This is a genomic window from Arsenophonus endosymbiont of Crataerina pallida, assembly GCF_964020125.1.
In the GTDB taxonomy this organism is placed as follows: Bacteria; Pseudomonadota; Gammaproteobacteria; order Enterobacterales; family Enterobacteriaceae; genus Arsenophonus; species Arsenophonus nilaparvatae.
Map to the genome: position 1 here is coordinate 1,066,302 of NZ_OZ026540.1, position 22,911 is coordinate 1,089,212.

A 22,911-nucleotide genomic window follows, 5' to 3' on the forward strand; every position below is an offset into this window, starting at 1 on the left:
TTGTAAATCTAAATAATTAATTCTACATATATTCTGATAATATATTGTTATTTTTAATATGAAAAAAAGATTAATAATAGTTAATCAAAGGATCTTAAATGAGTTATGGGCTGATTTTTGCGTTATTTACTTTTTTATTCATTGTGGCGATTACTCCTGGGCCAAATAATTTATTATTTACGTCATCAGGTGCTCAGTATGGTTTGCGGCGTTCAATACCTTTAATGTTCGGCGTAATATTAGGTATCCAGAGTATTTTATTTATTTCTGCTGCTGGCCTTGCTGTTCTTTTACTGCTTTCGCCGGTGCTACAAATTATAATGAAAATTGTTGGGAGTTTATATTTATTATGGCTTGCTTGGAAACTCGCTACATCCCACCATATGCAACTTAATACAGAGTCCAAAGTTGCTAAATCAATTAAATGGTATCAAGGGAGTTTATTACAATTCCTGAATCCCAAAGCATGGATGATGGGCTTAGGTGCGGTTAGTAGTTATAGTGTTGCTGATAACTACGCTAACTCGATTTTGATCATAAGTTTTGTTATGTTGATTGTCAATTTAATCGGTGGTTTTGTCTGGGTTGGTTTTGGTTCTTTAATCGGCATCCTGCTTCGTGGGCGTAATGCTTGGTTTATTTTTAATATTACAATGAGTATTTTTACACTCGCTTGTATCCCTTTTATTTGGTTGCAATAGCGATGCAAAAAAGGGATGCCCCTTTTTTGCATTAACTTAAATCGACATTTTTACTAGCGAACAAATAGGTAAAAATAAAACCGAATAAATAGGAAATCAGTAAGCCAGCAATATAGATAAGTATACCGCTAAAAATCCCGGTTGTAGATTTCATCAGTGGAATAGCAATTAATCCGGATGGGCCGAAAACCGAGTTGAGGCCAATTGGTTGACCCAACCAGGCAACTAATCCGATAAAAAACCCTCAGCGGCTCCGCCAAGACAAGCGGTTATAAAAGGTTTAATGCGCGGTAAAGTTACCCCATAGATTAAAGGTTCAGCAATACCTAATAAACCCGGGATAATTGCCCCCCGTATCTGATTACGTAAGCCAGAATTCTTGGCTGCTTTGATATAGAGCGCTAATGTTGCACCAATTTGACCACCACCTGCCATAGCCAGGATCGGGAAAAGAGGATTAAACCCTTGTGTTTCCATTAAAGCGAAATAAACCGGAATAAAACCTTGATGTACACCAAAAACAACAGCGATCAAAAATAGACCAGCTAATATAGCGGTACCAAATGGATTGCCATTTAAGTGAATAAATAGCCAAGACATACCAATAAATAAATAGCTACCTATTGGCATAATAATCGTGTAAGTAATGGCGCCAACAATCAGCAATGTGATTGCGGAAGTCAGTATCATATCTAAATTGGCGGGAATAATTTTTCTGATTTGTCGTTCAATCCAGGCACCACAAATACAAGCAAGTAGAATACCAATAATATTACCTTGAGGATCAATGGTGTAATTGAAAAAGGTACTCATATTGGAGAAGAAGCCTGTTGTGGCGTGTGGATCGTAGCCCAGAATAAACAGTGACGCAATAATGGCACCATTAATCCCTGAACCACCAAAAACTTTTTGCGTATTGTAACCAATCAAGATCCCTAGAAAAGCATAAAGGCCTTTGCTAAAGACAGACATATAAAGTATTAAATGAACAAGAAAAGTCTGTTGCGTTGCCTCAGTTGGCAGACCGGCTGGATAGTATATTTGTTTGACCAATGTTGCAAAGCCAAGTAATAAACCAACGGCAATAAAACCCGGTATGAGTGGGGTAAAGATAGTGGCAAAAGTGGATAAAAATTTATGAACGCCACTGGTTTGTTTAGTTTTTAATTGTTTTTTGTTGTCGGCGGCAATTTTTTGCAAATCATTCTTAGTGGGTAATATTGTTTCTGTCTCAGAGCTGTCTGCTAATAATTGTTTCATCATGTCGCTAGCAGTTTGAGCATTACCTGGGCCTAATACAATTTGTAGTTGTTTATCACTGTCGATAATTCCTAACACACCGGGAATTTGTTTGAGGCGATTTTTGTCAACTAATTGTATGTCATGCAACGTTATGCGTAAGCGTGTCATACAGTTGCCGTGCTGAATAATATTTTTAGCGCCGCCAATAGCCACCAGTATCTGACTTAACATTTCATTAGTTATTTTTGCCATGGTACTTTTCCTGTAAAACGATTATTAATAGCCAGTTTGTTGTTTTAAGGCGGCTCGAATAAAACCATCATTGTCAGCTAGTGTTTGTTTAGCTTGTTGGGCATTTAAGCCGGTAAGGATCATAACGATAGCGGTTTTACAATGGTTATTACATGCAATAAGGGCTTGTTCTGCTGTTGTTCGATCACACTCTGTTGCAGCCATGACAATATGCTTTTAACGTTCAATAAGTTTAGCATTGGTTGCTTCTACATCTACCATCAGGTTACCGTATACTTTTCCAATCCGTATCATAGCACCTGTAGTGATCATATTAAGGACTAATTTTTGTGCCGTGCCGGCTTTCATTCGTGAGGAGCCAGTAATTACTTCAGGGCCGACAATCGGTATTATTGCGATATCTGCTATGTTGACCATTTCACTGTTAGGATTACAACTAATGCAGGCAACGGTTGCGCCTGTCGTTTTAGCGTAGTTCATCGCGCCCACTACATAAGGTGTGCGGCCACTTGCGGCGATACCAACTAAAACATCTTTTTGATTGAAATTAAAAGCTTTAAGATCATCAGCCCCAAACTGCGGATTATCTTCAGCGTTTTCTACCGCTTGAAGAATTGCTTGGTGTCCACCAGCAATTAGGCCGATTACCATGTCACAAGGGCTGCCATATGTTGGTGGACACTCACTTGCATCTAAAATGCCTAAACGGCCTGAAGTGCCAGCACCGCTGTAAAACAATCTACCATTATGTTGAAAAGCATAGGCAACTTTGTCAATAACAAGCGCAATTTCAGTTAGTGTCTGCTCAACAGCAATCGGCACTTTTTTATCTTCCTGGTTAATGATTTTCAACATTTCTAAGGTTGATAATGTATCTATACTGTTACTAGCTGGGTTGCGACTTTCTGTTACCATTTTATTAAGATCTAATGTCATCGAATGTTTCTATGTTATTTTGGGGAGATATTAAGGAATTATTTATTCTTTATATGTGTTATTGATCACAAAGCGATCTATTCTTATTTCATGGTGACAAGGGAATAAGAGAAAAATGAAAATAATATTATGTTAGCTAATTTATTGTTTAATCAGCCATTAATTTATTAGAATAATAAATAATAAAACAGGAATAATTTATCATAATTATTTTAATCTGGTGATCCGAATATTATGAATAGTCTTCAGTATAGTATGGCCATATTGAGTAAAATTTCATGGTTGTTACCTCAGTTAGCGTTAAATCAGCAGAAAATCGCCACCTTTATTCTTGAACAACCACAAGCGGTATTACTGCTTTCATCACAACAAATAGCGGAACAAATAGGTGTCAGTCAATCAGCAATTGTTAAATTTAGCCAGAAAGTTGGTGTCAAGGGATTTCCGGCTTTAAAACTGGCTATTAGTGAAGAGTTAGGACGTAAGCAAGTACTTACTGAGCAATCACATAAAGTTATTCATAATCAGATTGCCAGTAACGATAGTTTGATGGTTATTGCACAGAAACTGGCGCAAGAAAAAATTGATTCGGTTACCGAAACAACTCGGCGAATTAATTATCAGATTTTTAACAAAGTTGCCACATTGGTCAATCATGCCCAAAGAGTACAAATTGTTGGCATTGGTGGGTCAGGATTAGTGGCAAAAGATCTCTATTATAAATTGCAAAAAATAGGTATTACTACTCTTGTTGATTTAGACCACCACGTTCAAATAACAACAGCGCTAACCCTTACTGCAAAAGATATTCAGATTGCTATTTCATTTAGTGGAAAGCGAAAAAATATTTGTGAAGCGGCAGCAATAGCTAAGCAGCAGGGAGCGAAAGTAATTGCCATTGTTGGTAATAAACAACAGACACCATTAGTGCAGTTAGCTGATTATGTATTGGAAAGTATCGCTGGTGAAAATGAATGGCGAAGTTCGTCAATTTCTTCTCGTGCCGCCCAAAATACGTTGACCGATTTGTTATTCCTGGCGCTATTACAAAAACGGGAGGTAAAAGCCCGTTCATTAATCATAAATGCCCGTTTAATGATCAACAAATTAGATGAATAGTGACTGACGGCACGATGAGGCTAAGCGTAGCCTCATTAATGCCAGCTGCGCTTAGTTAAGTTTTATTATATTGTTAAAAAAATCTGTCTTGAATCGAATTATGCCTGACATTCGAACTCTTTTATCATATTTTCCAGAGTTTCTTGCTGTGCTAGCCACTCGGTTTCGGTTTCCTCTAATGTCGATTTTGTTTCAGTTTGCTGTTTTAGGTAATTATTGAGTTCAGATTTACGATTGTGGTTATAAATATCACTATCAGCCAGTTTTTGTTCAATTTGAGCTAATTGATTAGATAGATTTGTGATCTTTTGTTCTAATATTGATAACTGTTTTCTGATTGGCTGCGTGCGTTGGCGGAATTTTGCCTCACGTCGTTTTTGTTCTTTACGATCTTGGGCAGTTAAGTTAGCTGATAGCATCTTATCTTGTAACTGTTCCTGACGAATTTGTTGGTGCTGTTGTTTATTCTGTTCGGTTAACCATTTTTGATAGTCGTCCAGATCACCGGCAAAAGGTTCAACCTGACCTTGATGAATGCAATAAAATTCATCTGTTGTTGAGCGCAGTAAATGGCGATCATGGGACACAACAATTAAGGCGCCATCAAATACAATCAATGCTTCTGTTAATGCCTGTCGCATATCCAAATCTAGATGGTTAGTTGGCTCATCGAGCAGCAGAAGATTGGGCCGTTGCCAGACAATCAAGGCTAATACTAACCTCGCTTTTTCCCCGCCGGAAAAATGTATACATGGCTCATTTACTTTGTCGCCTTTAAAGCCAAAGCCACCAAGATAGTCGCGCAAATGTTGTTCAGTTTCTTGCGTAGCAAGGCGGTAAAGATGTTGTAATGGCGACTCATCCATGCGCAGATAATCTAATTGATGTTGTGCGAAATAACCGAGTTTAATGCCTTTCGCTAAGGAAATTTCCCCCTGTTGGGGTAATAGGTCACCAGCCAGTAACTTGATTAAGGTTGATTTACCTGCCCCGTTACGGCCGAGTAAACCAATTCTTGAGCCGGGAACCAGATTGAGTTTAATTGATTTTAAGATGACTTTATCGCCGTAGCCAGCGCTAACTTTTTCCATTTTAAGCAGGGGATTAGGTAAACAATCTGGTGCTCGAAACGAAAAGTGAAATGGGTTATCAATGTGGGCGGGGGCAACCAGTTCCATACGCTCTAACATTTTGATCCGACTCTGTGCCTGTTTAGCTTTTGTTGCTTTATAACGAAAACGATCAATATATTTTTTTAAATGGTTAACTTTTCCTTGTTGGTTTTCGTAAAGTGCTTGTTGTTGCGCCAGTTTAGTCGCTCTTTGTTGCTCAAAGGAAGTATAATTACCTGTATATTCGAATAAATTTTCTTGTTCGATATGCAGCACTTTGTCAATGATAGGATCGAGAAAATCTCTATCATGGGAAATCAGGATCAGAGTGCCAGTATAATTTTTAAGCCATTTTTCTAACCAAATAACCGCGTCTAAATCTAAATGGTTAGTTGGTTCATCGAGTAATAATAGATCAGAACGACAAATTAAAGCTTGTGCCAGATTTAATCGCATCCGCCATCCGCCGGAAAAGGCGCTGACAGGTTCATCTATTTGTAATGGTGAAAAACCTAAACCATGTAATAAACTAGCAGCACGAGCGCGAATACTCCAAGCATTGATAGCATCCAGTTGACCATGTATTAATGCAATAGCATGGCCATCATTTTTGTCATTTGCTAGTTGTAGTTGTTTTTCTAATTTGCGGTATTCGTGATCGCCATCAATCACATATTCAATGGCAGATTTTTTTAGTGCAGGTGTTTCTTGATTGACCCAAGCGAGAGCCCAAGTTGTTGGAAAAGTAATGCTTCCTGCTTCAGGTTGCATGTCACCTTTGATTAACGAAAATAGAGTCGATTTCCCACAGCCATTTTTGCCAATTAAGCCCACTTTTTGGCCTGGTGTGATAGAAGCTGTTGCACTGTTTAGTAAAACCCGAATACCACAGCGCATTTGTAGCGAAGAAAATACAATCATATAAACCGTATCTTGATAATATATTAAATCATTTATAATTTTAAAGAATATAAATGGCCTTTGGTGTGTATGTTAACTAAAAATTGTGCTTCTGGCACGCTTTTGAGGAGCTAATTATGTCGCTACCACCCAAGATTCTCATTATCTATGCCCATCCTGAACCTACTGAATCTGTGGCGAATAAGATGCTCATTGAATATGTTCAGGATTTAGACAATGTTGTGATCCATGATTTATATGGCACTTATCCGGACTATTTTATTAATGCCAGTTATGAACGGAAGTTGCTTTGTCAGCATGAAATTATCATTTTTCAGCATCCGCTTTATACCTATAGTTGTCCATCTCTTTTGAAAGAGTGGTTTGATAGAGTATTAACGCGAAATTTTGTTTGTGAGCAAAGTAAACAACTTAAAGGCAAATATTGGCGTTCGGTTATTACTACCGGAGAGCCTCAGGAAGCTTATCAATATGGTGGTTATAACCGTTTTCCGTTAACTGAATTGTTACGTCCTTTTGAACTTATCGCTTTAATGTGTGAAATGCAATGGTTATCACCGGTGATTATCTATATGGCAAGAAGGCAGTCGCTTGAAGACATGCAGGAGTGTGCAAAAGCCTATCGTGATTGGCTAAAATCACCCTTAGAGCATGGAGGTTTATAATTATGGAAGAATTTAGTTCATTCCGTTCTATTATGATATTCCTATTGGCGGGTGTCATTATGGTACCTATTGCCCAAAAAATTCGGCTAGGGGCGGTATTAGGATATTTATTAACTGGTATTGTCATTGGGCCATTTGTGCTGGGGTTTATCCGAAATGTTGATGAAATTATGCATTTCGCTGAATTAGGTGTGGTTTTTTTGATGTTTTTAATTGGCTTGGGACTTAATCCAGTTAAATTATGGACATTAAGGCGTTCAATTTTTGTTGTTGGCACCGCTCAGGTGATCATAACAGCCGCACTATTTACCGGTTTACTGATTATTATTCATTTTTCTTGGCAAGCAGCACTAGTTGGTGGGTTAGGTTTAGCGATGTCATCAACGGCAATTGCCTTACAGATTATGCATGAAAGGAACATGAGTAATACAGAAAGTGGGCGATTAGGGTTTTTCTGTCTTACTTTTTCAAGATATGGCAGTGATCCCGATATTGGCACTTATTCCATTTCTTGCCAGTGGAACGGCTGATAGCGATTGGTATCGAATTGGACTAAAAGTGGTTGCCTTTGTTGGTTTATGGGTAGGAGGGCGCTATTTATTACGGCCATTATTTCATCTGGTTGCTAAGTCAGGTATTCATGAAATATTTACTGCCGCTTCGTTGCTTGTCGTATTAGGTGCGGCTTTTTTTATGGAAAAACTCGGCTTTTCTATGGCGTTGGGCACATTTATGGCGGGTGTACTACTGGCTGATACTGAATTTCGTCATGAGCTGGAGATCACGATAGAACCTTTTAAAGGTTTGCTACTCGGTTTATTTTTTATTTCTGTTGGCATGTCGCTTAATTTAGCCATCCTTTGGTCACATTTATTAGAAATAGTCTTCGGTGTTGTGATCCTGGTAATATTAAAATTTGCTATTCTCTATATTTTAGGTTAGCTAGCGCGGGTGCGTCGTTCTTCACGCCTACTGTTTGCTGGCGTATTGAGTCAGGCTGGTGAATTTGCATTTATTATCTTTTCGACCACTATTAATGTGAAAGTAATGAGTAACGAGCAAATGTCGTTGTTATTAGTTATCGTTACTTTATCTATGATGACAACGCCACCGATGATGCAGCTAATCAGCAAATTACTGACTCACTGGTACAATGTGCGTAATGAGCCGATTGAAAAACCTTTTGTTGAGGATACCGATCCACAAGTTATTTTGGTAGGGTTTGGACGTGTTGGCCAAGTTGTTGGTCGTTTATTAATGGCCAATAAAATTCGTATTACGGTATTAGAGCAAAATGTCAGTGCAATTAATACGATGCGACGCTATGGCTATAAAGTTTATTATGGCGATGCGCAAGATTTGCAATTACTGCGATCGGCCGGAGCGGCGAAAGCCAGCGTGATTGTTATTACCAGCGATAATCCGGAAGAAGTGATGGGGATAGTTCATTTATGTCAGGCTAATTTTCCCAATCTTCATATCATAGCAAGAGCTCGAGGACGTTTTGAAGCGCATCAATTACGAGAAAATGGTGTGGCCGATTTTTGTCGAGAGACATTTGTCAGTGCGCTTGAGATGGGCGAAAGGACATTGATAAATCTAGGTATACATCCCCATCAGGCTCACCGAGCAAAACAGCATTTTCGTCGACTAGATGTTAAAATATTTAAAGAAAATTCGCCTAAAGCCGGTGAGGGTGAGATTGGCCAAGCGACTCGAATCAAAGAAGCGCGTAGAGAGCTTGAAGAATTGTTTGAAATAGAAATAACGCAAGAGCGTGGACAACCAAAAAGTTGGGATTAACATAAGATTAATTAGCGAGAAAGTGAATGTCTGTAATACGTAAAAGATTCATTGCTGGCGCTGTTTGTCCTAAGTGCCAATCTCAAGATACGCTGATGGTTTGGCAAAAAAATGCATTTGATTACCTTGAATGTAAAAAGTGTCACTATAGGCAATCTCAGACGGTAGATGGATCTGATAGTCATATCAAAGATAAAAATTTGCAAATAGAAATTTTTACTTTGAAATAAAAATAATGTTTTTTATAAGTTTCAATACAGCTGTACTTTTTTTTGTACAATCGGAAAAATTTTTTATCCACGACGTTGTAGGAGATGTAATGAAAAAAGTAGCGAAAGATTTAGTGGTGAGCCTGGCTTATAAAGTGAGAACAGAAGATGATGTATTAGTTGATGAGTCGTTGGACACTGCGCCACTTGATTATTTGCATGGTCGTGGTTCTTTGATTTCAGGTTTAGAAAAGGCACTCGAAGGACGCAGTGTTGGTGAACATTTCGATATTGAGATCCAAGCTGATGACGCTTATGGTCAATATGATGAGAATTTAGTTCAACGTGTACCAAAAGATGTTTTTGTTGGTGTTGATGAGTTACAAGTTGGTATGCGTTTCTTAGCTGATACCGATATGGGCTCAATACCGGTAGAAATTACCGGTATTGAAGGTGATGAGGTTATCGTTGATGGTAATCACATGTTAGCTGGTCAGAATTTAAAATTTAATGTTAAAATTATCGCGATCCGGGAAGCTACTGAAGAAGAATTAGCGCACGGCCATGTTCATAGTGAGGATGGTCATGAGGGTGGTTGCTGTAATGGTGAGCATCATGGTGATAAAGGGTGTTCTCATGGACATGGTGGTTGTGGTTGTGGTTGTCATTAAGTTGGCATAATAATCACCTAGACTGAAATAAATCAGCGAGAAAATAGGCTCGCTGATTTTTTGATTGCTTAATAGTGTGGTGGTGGAGTTTCTTCATTAATTGGCGCTAATGGTGATGATTGTGTGGCTTTTAATCGTTCAGTAACCAGTTGCATATGTTCTTTTAATTTAACCATTTCAAGTTGTTGTTCGACAACCACTTGATTAAGCGCTTCAATGGTGATCTCTTGAAAAGATAATTTACTTTCCAAATCTTCTAATCTTTCTTCATATTTTTTAAGTAAATCCACTTGGACAGTAGCCCGCCTGCGTCGGGAGCTAAGACGCTGTAAGTAAATGGCTGTCCTTAGTAACCGCCTCCCGTTATAATCCGGTGTATGTATATTCCCCGACCCGCAAAACTTCTCTTCCAGATAGATGACGGCTGGAACCGGTTACTCATGAAATACGGCTCTTCCGTTCCCGAATGGACTAAACTGGTCGTCGAACGGATGCTCGCCTGTGGCACCGGTGCTATGGGTATCCGTCGTTATTGCTGCGACTCCCCTGACTGCCCGCACACCAAATATTTCTGTCAGAGCTGCAAAAGCAAAGGCTGCAGCGCCTGCGGGATGAAAGCCACCGAACAGTGGATAGCCGAGCAGCAACACATTTTGCCAGACTGCGAATGGCAGCACATCACTTTCACTATGCCTGATAAACTCTGGCCGGCATTTAATCACAACTGGCCATTACTGAATCAGTTGTTTGCCTGTGCCGCTCGAACCCTGCTGAAATGGGCAGAAAAACTCAATATCGAAATCGGGTTGTTTGTCGCCCTACATACTTACGGGCGTCAGCTTAACCAACACCCGCATATCCATTTATCGGTGACCCGCGGCGGATTATGCCGCAAACACGACGTCTGGCGACCGGTTTTCTTCAAAAAGAAAGTAGTAGAGCGGTACTGGCGCCGGGCTGTCATCGCGTTACTTCGAGAGAATTACGGCGGGCTGAATTTACCTGCTGCCGGCTATGTGCATATCCGCGACTACCGGGAATGGTGTCAGTTTCTGGAATCACAGTACCAGCGGCGCTGGAAAATTCACTTTGCGAAAAAAACCAAACATGCCCGACAAAATGTCAATTATCTTGGCCGTTACCTGAAACGCCCGCCGGTTGCAGCCTCAAAACTGCGTCATTATAACGGCGGCACTGTTGTCCATCATTACTATGATCACCGGACGGGAAAGCACCGCACCCAATATCTGAGCCAGGAAGCAATGTTGTTGCGCTACATCAGCCATATCCCGTCACAGCATTTTAAGATGGTGCGGTATTACGGCTTTCTGGCCAACCGGAAACGGGGTATTTTGCTGCCGAAAGTCTATGCGGCACTGGGTATGCAGGTGAAGAAAAAACCGCATAAACCGGGCTTTGCGTCGCTGATGAAACACTTTACGAATGTGGATCCGTATCAATGCATATTATGTGGGAGCCGGATGATTTTTAACAGCGTACAGGTGGGTATCAGAGCAGAAGTATTACTGGAAATGCGCCGTAAGATAGTCAAAAAGGCGCGATGGTTACGGAAAACCGCGTAGGGAAGATCTAACTAAATTCAATTTATTGTATAAAAAAACCTCTGGTTGACGAAAAGCCAGGCGACTACTTGATGGTGAAACTAGAGATCGGTCATCCGTATCAGCAATTAAGGTCAGAAAAAAAGAAATAATTAACATTCAATTTCCTAACCATGAACCTCCTGTCGGGAGTGAAATACATAGATTGGATATTCGATATAATGCCTACTGATAAAGCCTTAGAGAAGTTTTTTCTATTATGATTTACCTGGTAACTTCTTTTTATTGGCCTGGTTTAACTATATTTAATCCCTTAACTTATTGTATTATCTCGCAGTTGATTAGCTAACACACTTTACTATGACTGATTAGGAATAATAAACATAATTGGAGAATTGAATGAAATCATTATTTAAAACAACTCTTTTAGTGACGTCTTTGTCTATGTTGCTAAATACCTCGCAAGTATTCGCTGCTGATGCAAATAAGAAATTTGATAATGAAGATCAGCATAGCGCTTATGCATTAGGGGCTTCGCTGGGTCGTTACATGGATAATTCTTTAATGCAGCAAAAATCTATCGGTATTAATCTTGATAGGCAACAGCTTTTAGCTGGCGTACAGGATGCGTTTATTAATAAAAGTAAACTTAATGATCAAGAAATAGAAACAACCTTAAAAGCACTTCAAAAAAGAATACAAACTGCAGCCCAGCTAAAAATGGAAGAAGAGAGTAAAAAGAATGATAAATTGGGTGATGATTATCGAGCTAAATATCTTAAAGAAGAGAAAAGTGCAGTAAAAACAAAAAGTGGATTAATTTATAAAATTGAAAAACCAGGCCAAGGAGCAAAACCAACAGATAAAGATACTGTCGTGGTAAATTACGAAGGTCGTTTAATTGATGGCTCAGTATTTGACAGTTCTTATAAGCGTAATGAACCGTTAACAATTGCGCTTGATTCAGTGATCCCTGGTTGGACCGAAGGTTTGCAACAATTGAAAAAAGGCGGCAAAATTCAACTTATTATTCCACCAGAATTAGGTTACGGAAAATCTGCAGCAGCGGCAATTCCAGCAAATTCAACTTTGATCTTTAATGTTGAGTTATTAGATATCAAACCGACTAAGAAATAATTGAGAGACAAAAGAGGCAGAGTTAAACTCTGCCTTTGGCTTTCTTATATATCAAGGATAGTCGAGATTTATTTATATTAATTTATGATGAGTGGCAATATAAATGCGGTAATAGAAATTGCGCATTATCAATAAATACATCGAATATAATTTAAAGTATTTTTATAAATGTTAATATTATTCAATTTGCTTAAAGTATTATTAGCAGGTTTTTTTGTGATTTTTGTCTAAATTAAATGATTAAGTTACTTTTTTGTTTATGTCCTGTGAGGCAGGCCAAAGGTCTGACACGAGATCCCTTGACGATCGGTCTTTGTGGTTTTAACGTCTTAGATTCTTTTTACCGTAAGTTTAGCGTATTGATGATTGCTAAATAAATTGCACATTAATAATAAGATCGGTGTTTACTCACATAATCGTTTAATAAAGTTTCGTCAATATGTAGAGGATGGAGTCTGAATGTCTAACCTATTATATTCTAATGATAGCTGTGATAATGATTTACTGGATGATCAACCGTTTGATGGTGTTGATTACGCGATTTTGACATCTTATGAATCGATGGTTGACGGTTTGGCTATGTTAATTGGTGGGCATTGTGAAATTGTTCTTCATTCACTTGAAGATTTAAAATGTTCAGCGGTCAGAATAGCTAATGGTGAACATACAGGCCGTAAGATTGGTTCACCAATTACCGATTTAGCTTTACGTATGCTACATGATATGACCGATATTGATTCCAGTGTATCGAAAGCTTATTTTACGCGCGCAAAAAGTGGCGCCTTAATGAAATCAGTCACTATTGCTATCCGTAATCCCAAACGGCGAGTTATTGGTTTACTTTGTATTAATATGAATTTAGATATGCCATTTTCTGAGATAGTCAAAACATTTGTGCCGGAAAAAAACCATGAAGTTGCTTCCAACGTTAATTTTGCCTCTTGTGTTGATGATCTTGTTGCTCAGGCATTGGAATTTACCATAGAAGAAGTTAATGCTGATCGGAATGTGCCAAATAATATGAAAAACAGACAAGTCGTGCTCAATTTATATGAAAAAGGAATTTTTGATATTAAAGATGCGATTAATCAGGTTGCTGATCGTTTGAATATTTCTAAGCACACTGTTTATCTCTATATACGGCAGTTTAAAAGTGGTGAGTAAATAAATGGGGGCTTCTACTTTAAATAAGCCTTTGACTTATTGCCTATTAGTGACAGAGCCTGCTTATGGAACTCAGCAGGCCACTAATGCTTGGCAATTCGCGAATGCTTTGGTTATGGAAGGACATATACTAAAAACCGTTTTTTTCTATCAAGAAGGTGTTTATAACGGTAATCACTTAATTTCACCAGCTAGTGATGAACTTAATTTACTTATAGGATGGAAAACATTAGCACAGCAGACAGGATGTCAATTGAATGTCTGCGTTGCTGCTGCATTGCGACGGGGTATTATTGATGAAACTGAAGCCAAAAATAGTCACTTACCCGGTGCTAATCTGGATGAAGATTTTGTATTGAGCGGGTTAGGTAGTTTGGCTGAGGCCATGCTTGTCTGTGATCGCACAGTTCAATTTTGAGATAAATATGAAAAAAATAGCATTTGTATTTATGAAAATACCTCATGGAACTTCAAGTGGTCGTGAAGGATTAGATGCTTTGCTCGCCGCTTCTGCATTAACTGAAAAGATTGGTGTTTTCTTTATTTCTGATGGTGTTTGCCAATTACTGGTCAAACAAAATCCGAGCAAAATCCTGGCGCGTGATTACATTTCAACCTATAAATTACTGCCATTATATGATATTAATGCTTGTTATATTTGTCAGGAAGATCTTGAAGCAAGGGGATTCTCTGCTGACAGTAGCTTTATCCTACCGGCAACAGTTATTCCTGCTGACAGGCTTAGACGTAACTTAGCAGATTATGATGTAATTCTGACTTTCTAGTTAAACAGAAGACTAACATGCTATATACCATTTCTACTTCCCCTTATTATAGTGACTTTGATTCACTCATTAGCTTATTAACGGAGCAGGATGAGGTATTATTATTACAGGATGGGGTTTTGCTGGGACATAAAATCTCATCGGGTAATAAAGATAATAATTTTTTAATGCAATTAAAAGATAAAGGGATTCAAGTTTTTGCTTTACAAAATGATGTAGAAGCAATAGGATTAATGCCATATATGTCATCTTATGTCCGTCAGATATCTTATGTTGATTTTGTGCAATTAACGGTAAAACATCCACAATATTTTGCTTGGTAATGGATGATCCTTTGTATATTTCTTGACACCTGCCTCTGTCAGCAATAAAATTTCGCGTCCTCGTGTTTTATCTTGGCGATAAGCGAGGAAAATATCCGTGTTTACGAAGCAAAAACCAGGAGCTTTTTTAATGTCAACAATTAATCAGCTGGTTCGCAAACCACGTAGCTCGAAAGTTGTGAAAAGCAACGTTCCTGCACTGGAAGCTTGCCCGCAAAAACGTGGTGTATGTACTCGCGTATATACTACTACCCCTAAAAAACCTAACTCAGCATTGCGTAAAGTATGCCGTGTTCGTTTAACTAATGGTTATGAAGTGTCTTCTTACATTGGTGGTGAAGGCCATAACTTGCAGGAACACTCAGTAATCTTGATTCGTGGTGGTCGTGTTAAAGACTTACCCGGTGTGCGTTATCACACTGTCCGCGGTGCACTGGACTGTTCTGGTGTAAAAGATCGCAAACAAGGTCGTTCTAAATACGGCGCTAAGAGGCCGAAGGCTTAATGGTTCTCCGTTAAGTAAGGCCAAACATTTAATTTTTTAATGTCAAAATAAACTCATAGAGTTTTGGACAACCCTGAATTTAAAAACGGAGTATATCCATGCCACGTCGTCGTGTAATTGGTCAACGTAAAATTCTACCAGATCCAAAGTTTGGATCAGAATTATTGGCTAAATTTATTAATATTTTGATGGTAGATGGTAAAAAATCTACTGCAGAAGCAATTGTATATAGTGCGCTTGAGGCCCTGGCTCAACGTGCTGGAAAAGATCATTTAGAAGCCTTTGAAATAGCTCTGGACAATGTTCGTCCAACAGTGGAAGTTAAATCACGCCGTGTTGGTGGTTCAACTTACCAGGTTCCTGTTGAAGTTCGTCCTGTCCGTCGTAATGCATTAGCAATGCGTTGGATTGTTGAAGCTGCTCGTAAACGCGGTGATAAATCGATGGCTTTGCGCTTAGCAAACGAATTATCTGATGCGGCTGAAAATAAAGGCACTGCTGTTAAAAAACGTGAAGATGTTCATCGTATGGCAGAAGCTAACAAGGCGTTTGCACACTATCGTTGGTAGCATTCGCTAGTTATGTTTCGTAAGGGTAACATGGTGTTACCCTGGTACGAATTGAACGGTCACGAGAGAGGAAAAAATGGCTCGTAAAACTCCCATTACGCGTTATCGCAACATCGGTATTAGTGCCCATATTGATGCTGGTAAGACCACAACAACTGAACGTATCCTATTTTATACTGGCGTGAGCCATAAAATTGGTGAAGTTCATGATGGCGCAGCAACGATGGACTGGATGGAGCAGGAGCAAGAGCGTGGTATTACTATCACTTCAGCTGCAACTACTGCTTTCTGGTCTGGTATGGGTAAACAGTTTGACGAACACCGTATCAACATCATTGACACGCCAGGACACGTTGACTTCACTATTGAAGTAGAACGTTCTATGCGTGTTCTTGATGGTGCGGTAATGGTTTATTGTGCAGTTGGTGGTGTTCAACCACAATCTGAAACAGTTTGGCGTCAGGCAAATAAGTATCAAGTACCCCGTATCGCATTTGTTAATAAAATGGATCGCATGGGTGCTAACTTCTTGCGTGTTGTTGAACAGATTGAGTCACGTCTGGCAGCAATACCAGTTCCACTTCAGTTACCTATTGGCGCTGAAGAGTCATTCACTGGTGTCATCGATTTAGTTAAAATGAAAGCAATCCAGTGGAATGATAGTGATCAAGGCGTCACTTTCGTTTATGAAGATATTCCAGCAAACTTACAAGCTCAAGCTGAAGAGTGGCATGGTAAGCTGATTGAAGCTGCGGCTGAAGCATCAGATGAATTGATGGAAAAATATTTTGGTGGCGAAGAGCTGTCTGAAGAAGAGATCAAACAAGCATTGCGTAAGCGCGTATTGAATAATGAAATTATTTTGGTTACGTGCGGTTCAGCCTTTAAAAATAAAGGTGTACAAGCAATGCTGGATGCGGTTATTGAATATTTACCCGCACCTACTGATATTCCGGCAATTAATGGTGTTTTAACCGATGGTAAAAATACACCAGCAGAACGCCATGCAAGTGATGATGAGCCTTTTTCAGCATTGGCATTCAAAATTGCAACTGACCCATTTGTTGGTCATTTGACTTTCTTCCGAGTTTACTCTGGTGTAGTTAATTCAGGGGATACCGTTCTTAACCCAGTTAAAGATAAAAAAGAGCGTTTTGGTCGTATCGTTCAGATGCATGCTAATAAACGTGAAGAAATTAAAGAAGTCCGAGCGGGTGACATTGCTGCCGCTATCGGCCTCAAAGATGTGACTACCGGTGATACGCTATGTGCTATGGATGCGCCAATTATTTTGGAGCGTATGGAATTTCCACAGCCTGTTATCTCGGTTGCTATTGAACCTAAAACTAAAGCTGACCAAGAAAAAATGGGTATTGCTTTAGGTCGTTTGGCTCAAGAAGATCCATCCTTCCGCGTGTCAACAGATGAAGAGTCTGGTCAGACAATTATTGCTGGTATGGGTGAGTTGCATCTGGAAGTATTGGTTGACCGTATGCGTCGTGAATTTAAAGTTGAAGCGAACGTTGGTAAACCACAAGTAGCATACCGTGAGACTATTCGTAAGTCTGTTGAGCAGGAAGGTAAGTTTGTTCGTCAGTCTGGTGGTCGTGGTCAATTTGGTCATGTATGGATACGCGTTGAACCTTTGGAAGCAGGCCATGAAATTGGTTATGAATTCCACAACGAAATCGTTGGTGGCGTTGTACCTAAAGAGTACATACCTGCGGTGGATAAAGGCGTTCAAGAACAGATGAAAAATGGTGTTCTGGCGGGCTACCCCATTGTTGATGTCAAAGTGGCATTGTATGATGGTTCCTATCATGAGGTTGATTCCTCGGAAATGGCATTCAAAATTGCAGGTTCTATGGCTTTCAAAGAAGGTTTCATGAAAGCAGGTCCAGTTTTGCTGGAGCCAATCATGAAAGTTGAAGTTGAAACGCCTGAAGACTATATGGGTGACGTAATTGGTGACCTGAACCGTCGTCGTGGTATGATTGAAGGTATGGAAGATACAGCAACTGGTAAGACAGTTCGTGCTCAAGTACCATTATCAGAAATGTTTGGTTATGCCACAGATCTGCGTTCACAAACTCAAGGTCGTGCTTCTTACTCAATGGAATTTTTGAAGTACAGTGAAGCACCAACCAATGTTGCTCAAGCAATTATTGAAGCTCGTAAAGCTAAGTAATTGGCTTTCGGTTTAACTATTTAATCTGGTTCTCTCCTATTGTTTGAGAGAACTCTATAAGGAATAGAGTCGTGTCTAAAGAAAAATTTGAACGTAAAAAACCGCACGTTAACGTTGGTACAATCGGCCACGTTGACCATGGTAAAACAACTTTAACTGCAGCAATCACCACCGTATTAGCGAAAACTTATGGCGGTAGTGCACGTGCATTTGATCAAATTGATAATGCACCGGAAGAAAAAGCGCGCGGTATCACAATTTCTACCTCTCACGTAGAATATGATACGCCAACCCGCCATTATGCCCATGTTGATTGCCCAGGCCACGCAGATTATGTAAAAAACATGATCACCGGTGCGGCACAAATGGACGGCGCGATTTTAGTGGTTGCGGCAACAGATGGTCCAATGCCACAAACACGTGAGCATATCCTATTAGGTCGCCAGGTAGGTGTTCCTTACATCATCGTTTTCCTGAACAAATGTGATATGGTTGATGATGAAGAGTTGCTGGAATTGGTTGAAATGGAAGTGCGTGAGCTTCTTTCTCAGTATGATTTCCCAGGAGACGACACGCCGGTAATCAAAGGTTCAGCGTTGAAGGCGCTGGAAGGCGTTGCTGAGTGGGAAGAGAAAATTCTAGAGTTAGCGAAAGCATTAGATGACTACATCCCAGAGCCAGAGCGTGCGATAGATAAACCGTTCTTGTTGCCAATCGAAGACGTATTTTCGATCTCAGGCCGTGGAACCGTAGTAACAGGCCGTGTAGAGCGTGGTGTAGTTAAGGTTGGTGAAGAAGTTGAAATTGTCGGAATTAAAGAGACGACCAAAACGACGTGTACGGGCGTAGAAATGTTCCGCAAACTGCTGGACGAAGGTCGTGCAGGTGAGAACGTAGGTGTATTATTACGTGGTACCAAGCGTGAAGATGTAGAGCGTGGTCAAGTATTAGCAAAACCAGGTTCAATCAATCCGCATACTCAATTTGAATCAGAAGTATATATTTTGAGCAAAGATGAGGGCGGTCGCCACACGCCATTCTTTAAAGGTTACCGTCCACAGTTTTATTTTAGAACGACGGATGTAACGGGCACAATCGAGTTGCCAGAAGGCGTAGAGATGGTAATGCCAGGTGATAATATCAACATGAAAGTGACGTTGATAGCGCCAATCGCGATGGATGAAGGATTGCGTTTTGCGATCCGTGAGGGTGGCCGTACAGTCGGTGCCGGTGTCGTTGCTAAAATTATTGCTTAATCTTTAGAGCAATAATTGTGAAAAGGGCATCATCTGATGCCTTTTTTATACTAGCTTGGATAATTTAAGAACCTATCTCATCAATAGTTTATATGGTAGTTTAATTATTGGTGAGATAGGCTCTGATTAAAGAATTATTGGATGTCTCTCAATAGTTGAATGTCATACTGGTTTATGGCGTAAAGTGAGATACAATAGTGGTATGTTTTATTTCGGTCAAATTTGAATTGTTTTACGAGGCAAATTGACTTTTTATTATATCATAGTAACGGGTTGATTTATGAGTGTGAATAGCGATGCTCAAGAAAGCGGACGTAGTTTTGATGTAGCAAAATGGGTATTAGTCGCGATTCTTTTAGTTATTGCTATTGTTGGTAATTATTATTTCCGACAATACAATCTTGCATTACGTGTCATAGCAGTTGTTGCTATTGCCGCGCTTGCTGGTGGCATTGCATTGTGGACAGCAAAAGGAAAAGCAACTTTAGCATTTGCTCGCGAAGCTCGTATTGAAATGCGTAAAGTCATTTGGCCAACGCGCCAGGAAACATTACAGACAACATTAATTGTTGCGGCAGTTACTGCCGTTATGGCACTAATTCTTTGGGGATTAGATGGTATACTGGTGCGTTTAGTTTCATTTATTACAGGCCTGAGGTTCTAAGATGTCTGAATCCCCTAAAAAACGCTGGTATGTTATTCAAGCATTTTCTGGTTTTGAAGCTAGAGTTGCCCAGTCATTGCGTGAATATATCAAGTTGCATGATATGGAAGATAAGTTTGGTGAAGTGATGGTGCCAATCGAAGAAGTTATGGAAATTCGAAGTGGCCAACGTCGTAAAAGTGAACGAAAATTCTTTCCAGGATATGTTTTAGTTCAAATGACTATGGATGATGCTAGCTGGCATTTAGTGCGCAGTGTACCACGTGTTATGGGTTTTATTGGTGGTACACCAGATCGCCCAGCTCCTATTAGCGATAAAGAAGTTGATGCGATTATGAATCGCTTGCAGCAAGTAGGGGATAAGCCGCGACCCAAAACACTGTTTGAGCCAGGAGAAATGGTTCGTGTTAGTGATGGTCCATTTGCAGATTTCAACGGTGTGGTTGAAGAAGTTGATTATGAAAAGAGCCGTCTTAAAGTATCGGTTTCTATTTTCGGTCGTGCAACACCGGTAGAATTAGATTTTAGTCAAGTAGAAAAAGTGTAATACACTTGACAACTTGCTAAAGGCGGGAAATTTAGCTACAATTTCGCGCTTTTTATTTTTTATGGTCTGAAAATTGCCCAGGTCATTATATACACAGGGGAGCTTCATAATTGAGGCGACATTACCCAATTAGAGGAAATATGCATGGCTAAGAAAGTACAAGCCTATGTTAAGCTGCAAGTTGCAGCAGGCATGGCTAATCCTAGTCCTCCTGTTGGTCCAGCTTTGGGTCAGCAAGGTGTGAATATCATGGAATTTTGTAAAGCGTTTAATGCTAAGACAGATAGCTTAGAAAAAGGCTTGCCAATTCCAGTTGTAATTACTGTCTATTCAGACCGTTCATTTACATTTATAACCAAGACACCACCTGCCGCGGTATTACTGAAAAAAGCAGCGGGTGTTAAATCAGGTTCAGGTACACCAAATAAAGAGAAAGTTGGTAAAGTAACCAGCGCACAAATTCGTGAAATTGCTGAAACTAAAGCTGCGGATATGACAGGGGCTGATATTGAAGCGATGATGCGTTCAATTGAAGGTACTGCTCGTTCCATGGGCTTGGTGGTGGAGGGTTAATCAATGGCTAAACTAACCAAGCATATGCGCAATATCCGTGAAAAGATTGATGCAACTAAACAATATGATATTACTGAAGCAATTACACTTTTGAAAGAATTGGCGACGGCTAAATTTGTAGAAAGCGTTGACGTTGCAGTTAATCTTGGTATTGATGCACGTAAATCTGATCAAAATGTTCGTGGGGCAACTGTTTTGCCGCATGGTACCGGTCGTTCTGTTCGTGTTGCGGTATTTACTCAAGGAGCGAATGCTGAAGCTGCGACAGCTGCTGGAGCTGAATTAGTTGGTATGGAAGAACTGGCTGATAAAATTAAAAAGGGTGAAATGGACTTTGATGTTGTTATTGCTTCGCCAGACGCAATGCGCATTGTTGGCCAGTTAGGTCAGATTTTAGGACCTCGTGGCTTAATGCCAAATCCTAAAGTTGGTACAGTAACGCCTAATATCGCTGAAGCGGTTCAAAATGCCAAAGCGGGTCAGATCCGTTATCGTAATGATAAAAACGGTATCATTCATACCACTATCGGTAAAGTTGATTTTGACGATAGTAAATTAAAAGAAAACCTTGAAGCACTATTGGTTGCGTTGAAAAAAGCAAAACCCTCTTCTGCTAAAGGTGTTTATATTAAGAAAATTAGCCTATCTACCACGATGGGAGCAGGAGTTGCTGTTGATCAAGCAGGATTATCTGCGTCAGCATAATTTTTGAGTATCATTTTTAGCTTTACCTTTGTGTTAAATTTGTATAGAATTTGGCGCCTTATGTTTGCTATTTCTATTTTAAACAGAAAATAGCAAACGCCGAATTTAGGTTGGTGCCTGGCCTTATCCAGGCCCCGTCCAAGACCGTAGGTGTAAGTGATTACTTAATATCCTACGTAGACGGTGACAGAGCCACTAAGATTAATTTCTGGATTCTGCTCACCGTATTTAACGCTCAAACATATGGGATGTTTTGAGTGATGTGAGTCCCGGGGTAACCCGGTTAATCCAGGAGCAAGAAGCTAATGGCACTAATTCTTCAAGACAAACAAGCGATTGTTGCTGAAGTCAGCGAAGTAGCCAAAGGTGCGCTGTCTGCAGTTGTCGCGGATTCTCGTGGTGTAGCTGTAGATAAAATGACTGAACTGCGTAAAGCAGGTCGCGAAGCGGGTGTTTATCTGCGTGTTGTTCGTAATACGTTGATGCGCCGTGTTGTTGAAGGTACTGCTTATGAGTGCCTCAAAGAAGCGTTTATTGGTCCAACCTTGATTGCTTTTTCTAATGAACATCCGGGCGCAGCAGCTCGTTTGTTTAAAGAATTCGCGAAAGCGAATCCAGCATTCGAGATTAAAGCAGCAGCCTTTGAAGGAGAGCTTATCCCAGCGAATCAAATCGATCGTTTGGCAACTCTTCCAACTTACGAAGAAGCAATTGCGCGTCTGATGTCAACCATGAAAGAAGCCTCTGCAGGTAAGTTGGCTCGCATTATGGCGGCACTACGCGATCAGAAAGAAGCTGCTTAAAGCTATTTCCGTTGTTGCTTTTTAACGTATAAAATATTTCTGAATTTTAGGAACCCTTGTTATGTCTGTAATAACTAAAGAACAAATTCTTGATGCAGTTGCAGAAATGTCTGTAATGGACGTTGTTGCACTGATCACTATGATGGAAGAGAAGTTTGGCGTTTCTGCTGCGGCAGCAGTCGCGGTTGATGCAGCTGAAGCAGTTGAAGAAAAAACTGAATTTGATGTTATCTTGTCTGCTATTGGTGCTAACAAGGTTGCGGTTATTAAAGCTGTTCGTACAGCAACTGGCTTAGGACTAAAAGAAGCTAAAGAAATGGTAGAATCAGCGCCAGCAACAATTAAAGAAGCAGTAAGCAAAGACGAATCTGAAACATTGAAGAAATCGCTGGAAGACGCGGGTGCTTCTGTTGAAGTTAAATAAGCTTTGCTTTAAGTTGGCAGCCTAATTTTATAGGCTGACGGCTGGTGATTTTTTAGTCACCAGCCTTTTTGCGCT

At 39.9% G+C, this 22,911-nt stretch carries 23 protein-coding genes and 3 pseudogenes; 22 read left to right on the forward strand and 4 right to left on the reverse strand.

Going from position 1 to position 22,911, the window contains the following annotated elements:
- Positions 1–98 precede the first annotated feature (98 nt).
- Positions 99–701 carry a LysE family translocator gene (locus AACL31_RS05370; RefSeq protein WP_310512287.1) on the forward strand — a complete coding sequence of 201 codons (603 nt, stop codon included), beginning with the start codon at positions 99–101 and terminating at the stop codon, positions 699–701.
- 31 nt (positions 702–732) lie between these two features.
- On the opposite strand, the pseudogene murP reads toward AACL31_RS05370, so the two are convergent.
- Together murP and murQ are read right to left on the reverse strand one after the other, a co-directional pair.
- Positions 733–2,195: pseudogene (gene murP / locus AACL31_RS05375) on the reverse strand (PTS N-acetylmuramic acid transporter subunit IIBC).
- 24 nt (positions 2,196–2,219) lie between these two features.
- Positions 2,220–3,131: pseudogene (gene murQ / locus AACL31_RS05380) on the reverse strand (N-acetylmuramic acid 6-phosphate etherase).
- A gap of 255 nt (positions 3,132–3,386) precedes the next feature.
- Here murQ and AACL31_RS05385 point away from each other — a divergent pair.
- On the forward strand, positions 3,387–4,250 hold the full coding sequence (locus AACL31_RS05385) for an SIS domain-containing protein (RefSeq protein WP_032116432.1): 864 nt from the start codon (positions 3,387–3,389) through the stop codon (positions 4,248–4,250).
- Positions 4,251–4,348: 98 nt separating this feature from the next.
- On the opposite strand, the gene AACL31_RS05390 is transcribed toward AACL31_RS05385, so the two are convergent.
- Positions 4,349–6,283 carry an ABC transporter ATP-binding protein gene (locus tag AACL31_RS05390; RefSeq protein WP_310512286.1) on the reverse strand — a complete coding sequence of 645 codons (1,935 nt, stop codon included), beginning with the start codon at positions 6,281–6,283 and terminating at the stop codon, positions 4,349–4,351.
- A gap of 116 nt (positions 6,284–6,399) precedes the next feature.
- On the opposite strand from AACL31_RS05390, the gene kefG reads away from it, so the two are divergent.
- From kefG to slyD, 4 genes and pseudogenes are all read left to right on the forward strand, one after another.
- Positions 6,400–6,948 carry a glutathione-regulated potassium-efflux system ancillary protein KefG gene (gene kefG / locus AACL31_RS05395; protein WP_310512285.1) on the forward strand — a complete coding sequence of 183 codons (549 nt, stop codon included), beginning with the start codon at positions 6,400–6,402 and terminating at the stop codon, positions 6,946–6,948.
- Between the two features lie 2 nt (positions 6,949–6,950).
- A pseudogene (gene kefB, locus AACL31_RS05400) lies at positions 6,951–8,751 on the forward strand (glutathione-regulated potassium-efflux system protein KefB).
- Between the two features lie 26 nt (positions 8,752–8,777).
- On the forward strand, positions 8,778–8,981 hold the full coding sequence (locus AACL31_RS05405) for a YheV family putative zinc ribbon protein (protein WP_310512284.1): 204 nt from the start codon (positions 8,778–8,780) through the stop codon (positions 8,979–8,981).
- Between the two features lie 89 nt (positions 8,982–9,070).
- Positions 9,071–9,631 carry a peptidylprolyl isomerase gene (slyD, locus tag AACL31_RS05410; RefSeq protein ID WP_310512283.1) on the forward strand — a complete coding sequence of 187 codons (561 nt, stop codon included), beginning with the start codon at positions 9,071–9,073 and terminating at the stop codon, positions 9,629–9,631.
- A gap of 68 nt (positions 9,632–9,699) precedes the next feature.
- On the opposite strand, the gene AACL31_RS05415 is transcribed toward slyD, so the two are convergent.
- Positions 9,700–9,921: a SlyX family protein gene (locus AACL31_RS05415; RefSeq protein ID WP_032116376.1), complete on the reverse strand. Its 222-nt coding sequence runs from the start codon at positions 9,919–9,921 to the stop codon at positions 9,700–9,702.
- Positions 9,922–10,008: 87 nt separating this feature from the next.
- Between AACL31_RS05415 and AACL31_RS05420 the strand changes: the two genes are divergently transcribed.
- The 16 genes from AACL31_RS05420 to rplL all read left to right on the forward strand — a co-directional run bounded on the left by AACL31_RS05420 (position 10,009) and on the right by rplL (position 22,836).
- Positions 10,009–11,214, forward strand: coding sequence for an IS91 family transposase (locus AACL31_RS05420; RefSeq protein ID WP_339053442.1), 1,206 nt, complete (start codon positions 10,009–10,011; stop codon positions 11,212–11,214).
- A gap of 378 nt (positions 11,215–11,592) precedes the next feature.
- Positions 11,593–12,330 (forward strand): FKBP-type peptidyl-prolyl cis-trans isomerase, encoded by a 738-nt coding sequence (gene fkpA, locus AACL31_RS05425; protein ID WP_310512955.1) that lies wholly within the window; start codon positions 11,593–11,595, stop codon positions 12,328–12,330.
- A 459-nt stretch (positions 12,331–12,789) separates the two neighbouring features.
- Entirely contained in the window at positions 12,790–13,494 is a 705-nt protein-coding gene (locus AACL31_RS05430; protein WP_032116377.1) for a helix-turn-helix transcriptional regulator, read from the forward strand.
- 4 nt (positions 13,495–13,498) lie between these two features.
- On the forward strand, positions 13,499–13,912 hold the full coding sequence (gene tusD / locus AACL31_RS05435; protein ID WP_310512956.1) for a sulfurtransferase complex subunit TusD: 414 nt from the start codon (positions 13,499–13,501) through the stop codon (positions 13,910–13,912).
- A 7-nt stretch (positions 13,913–13,919) separates the two neighbouring features.
- Positions 13,920–14,279: a sulfurtransferase complex subunit TusC gene (gene tusC, locus AACL31_RS05440; protein ID WP_310512957.1), complete on the forward strand. Its 360-nt coding sequence runs from the start codon at positions 13,920–13,922 to the stop codon at positions 14,277–14,279.
- A gap of 17 nt (positions 14,280–14,296) precedes the next feature.
- Entirely contained in the window at positions 14,297–14,602 is a 306-nt protein-coding gene (tusB, locus tag AACL31_RS05445; RefSeq protein WP_310512958.1) for a sulfurtransferase complex subunit TusB, read from the forward strand.
- A gap of 130 nt (positions 14,603–14,732) precedes the next feature.
- On the forward strand, positions 14,733–15,107 hold the full coding sequence (gene rpsL / locus AACL31_RS05450; protein WP_310512960.1) for a 30S ribosomal protein S12: 375 nt from the start codon (positions 14,733–14,735) through the stop codon (positions 15,105–15,107).
- A 98-nt stretch (positions 15,108–15,205) separates the two neighbouring features.
- Positions 15,206–15,676, forward strand: a complete 471-nt coding sequence (gene rpsG / locus AACL31_RS05455) for a 30S ribosomal protein S7 (RefSeq protein ID WP_026822991.1) — start codon at positions 15,206–15,208, stop codon at positions 15,674–15,676.
- A 76-nt stretch (positions 15,677–15,752) separates the two neighbouring features.
- Entirely contained in the window at positions 15,753–17,864 is a 2,112-nt protein-coding gene (gene fusA, locus AACL31_RS05460; RefSeq protein WP_310512959.1) for an elongation factor G, read from the forward strand.
- A 71-nt stretch (positions 17,865–17,935) separates the two neighbouring features.
- A complete protein-coding gene (gene tuf, locus AACL31_RS05465) occupies positions 17,936–19,120 on the forward strand; it encodes an elongation factor Tu (protein ID WP_032116381.1) in 1,185 nt (394 codons plus the stop codon).
- A gap of 280 nt (positions 19,121–19,400) precedes the next feature.
- A complete protein-coding gene (secE, locus tag AACL31_RS05470; RefSeq protein WP_290604365.1) occupies positions 19,401–19,784 on the forward strand; it encodes a preprotein translocase subunit SecE in 384 nt (127 codons plus the stop codon).
- 1 nt (position 19,785) lies between these two features.
- Positions 19,786–20,331 (forward strand): transcription termination/antitermination protein NusG, encoded by a 546-nt coding sequence (gene nusG, locus AACL31_RS05475; protein ID WP_310512552.1) that lies wholly within the window; start codon positions 19,786–19,788, stop codon positions 20,329–20,331.
- A 144-nt stretch (positions 20,332–20,475) separates the two neighbouring features.
- Positions 20,476–20,904 carry a 50S ribosomal protein L11 gene (gene rplK, locus AACL31_RS05480; RefSeq protein WP_032116418.1) on the forward strand — a complete coding sequence of 143 codons (429 nt, stop codon included), beginning with the start codon at positions 20,476–20,478 and terminating at the stop codon, positions 20,902–20,904.
- A gap of 3 nt (positions 20,905–20,907) precedes the next feature.
- Positions 20,908–21,609, forward strand: a complete 702-nt coding sequence (gene rplA / locus AACL31_RS05485; RefSeq protein ID WP_310512553.1) for a 50S ribosomal protein L1 — start codon at positions 20,908–20,910, stop codon at positions 21,607–21,609.
- Positions 21,610–21,914: 305 nt separating this feature from the next.
- Positions 21,915–22,412, forward strand: coding sequence for a 50S ribosomal protein L10 (gene rplJ / locus AACL31_RS05490; protein ID WP_310512554.1), 498 nt, complete (start codon positions 21,915–21,917; stop codon positions 22,410–22,412).
- A gap of 61 nt (positions 22,413–22,473) precedes the next feature.
- A complete protein-coding gene (gene rplL / locus AACL31_RS05495) occupies positions 22,474–22,836 on the forward strand; it encodes a 50S ribosomal protein L7/L12 (RefSeq protein ID WP_310512555.1) in 363 nt (120 codons plus the stop codon).
- Positions 22,837–22,911: the final 75 nt, after the last annotated feature.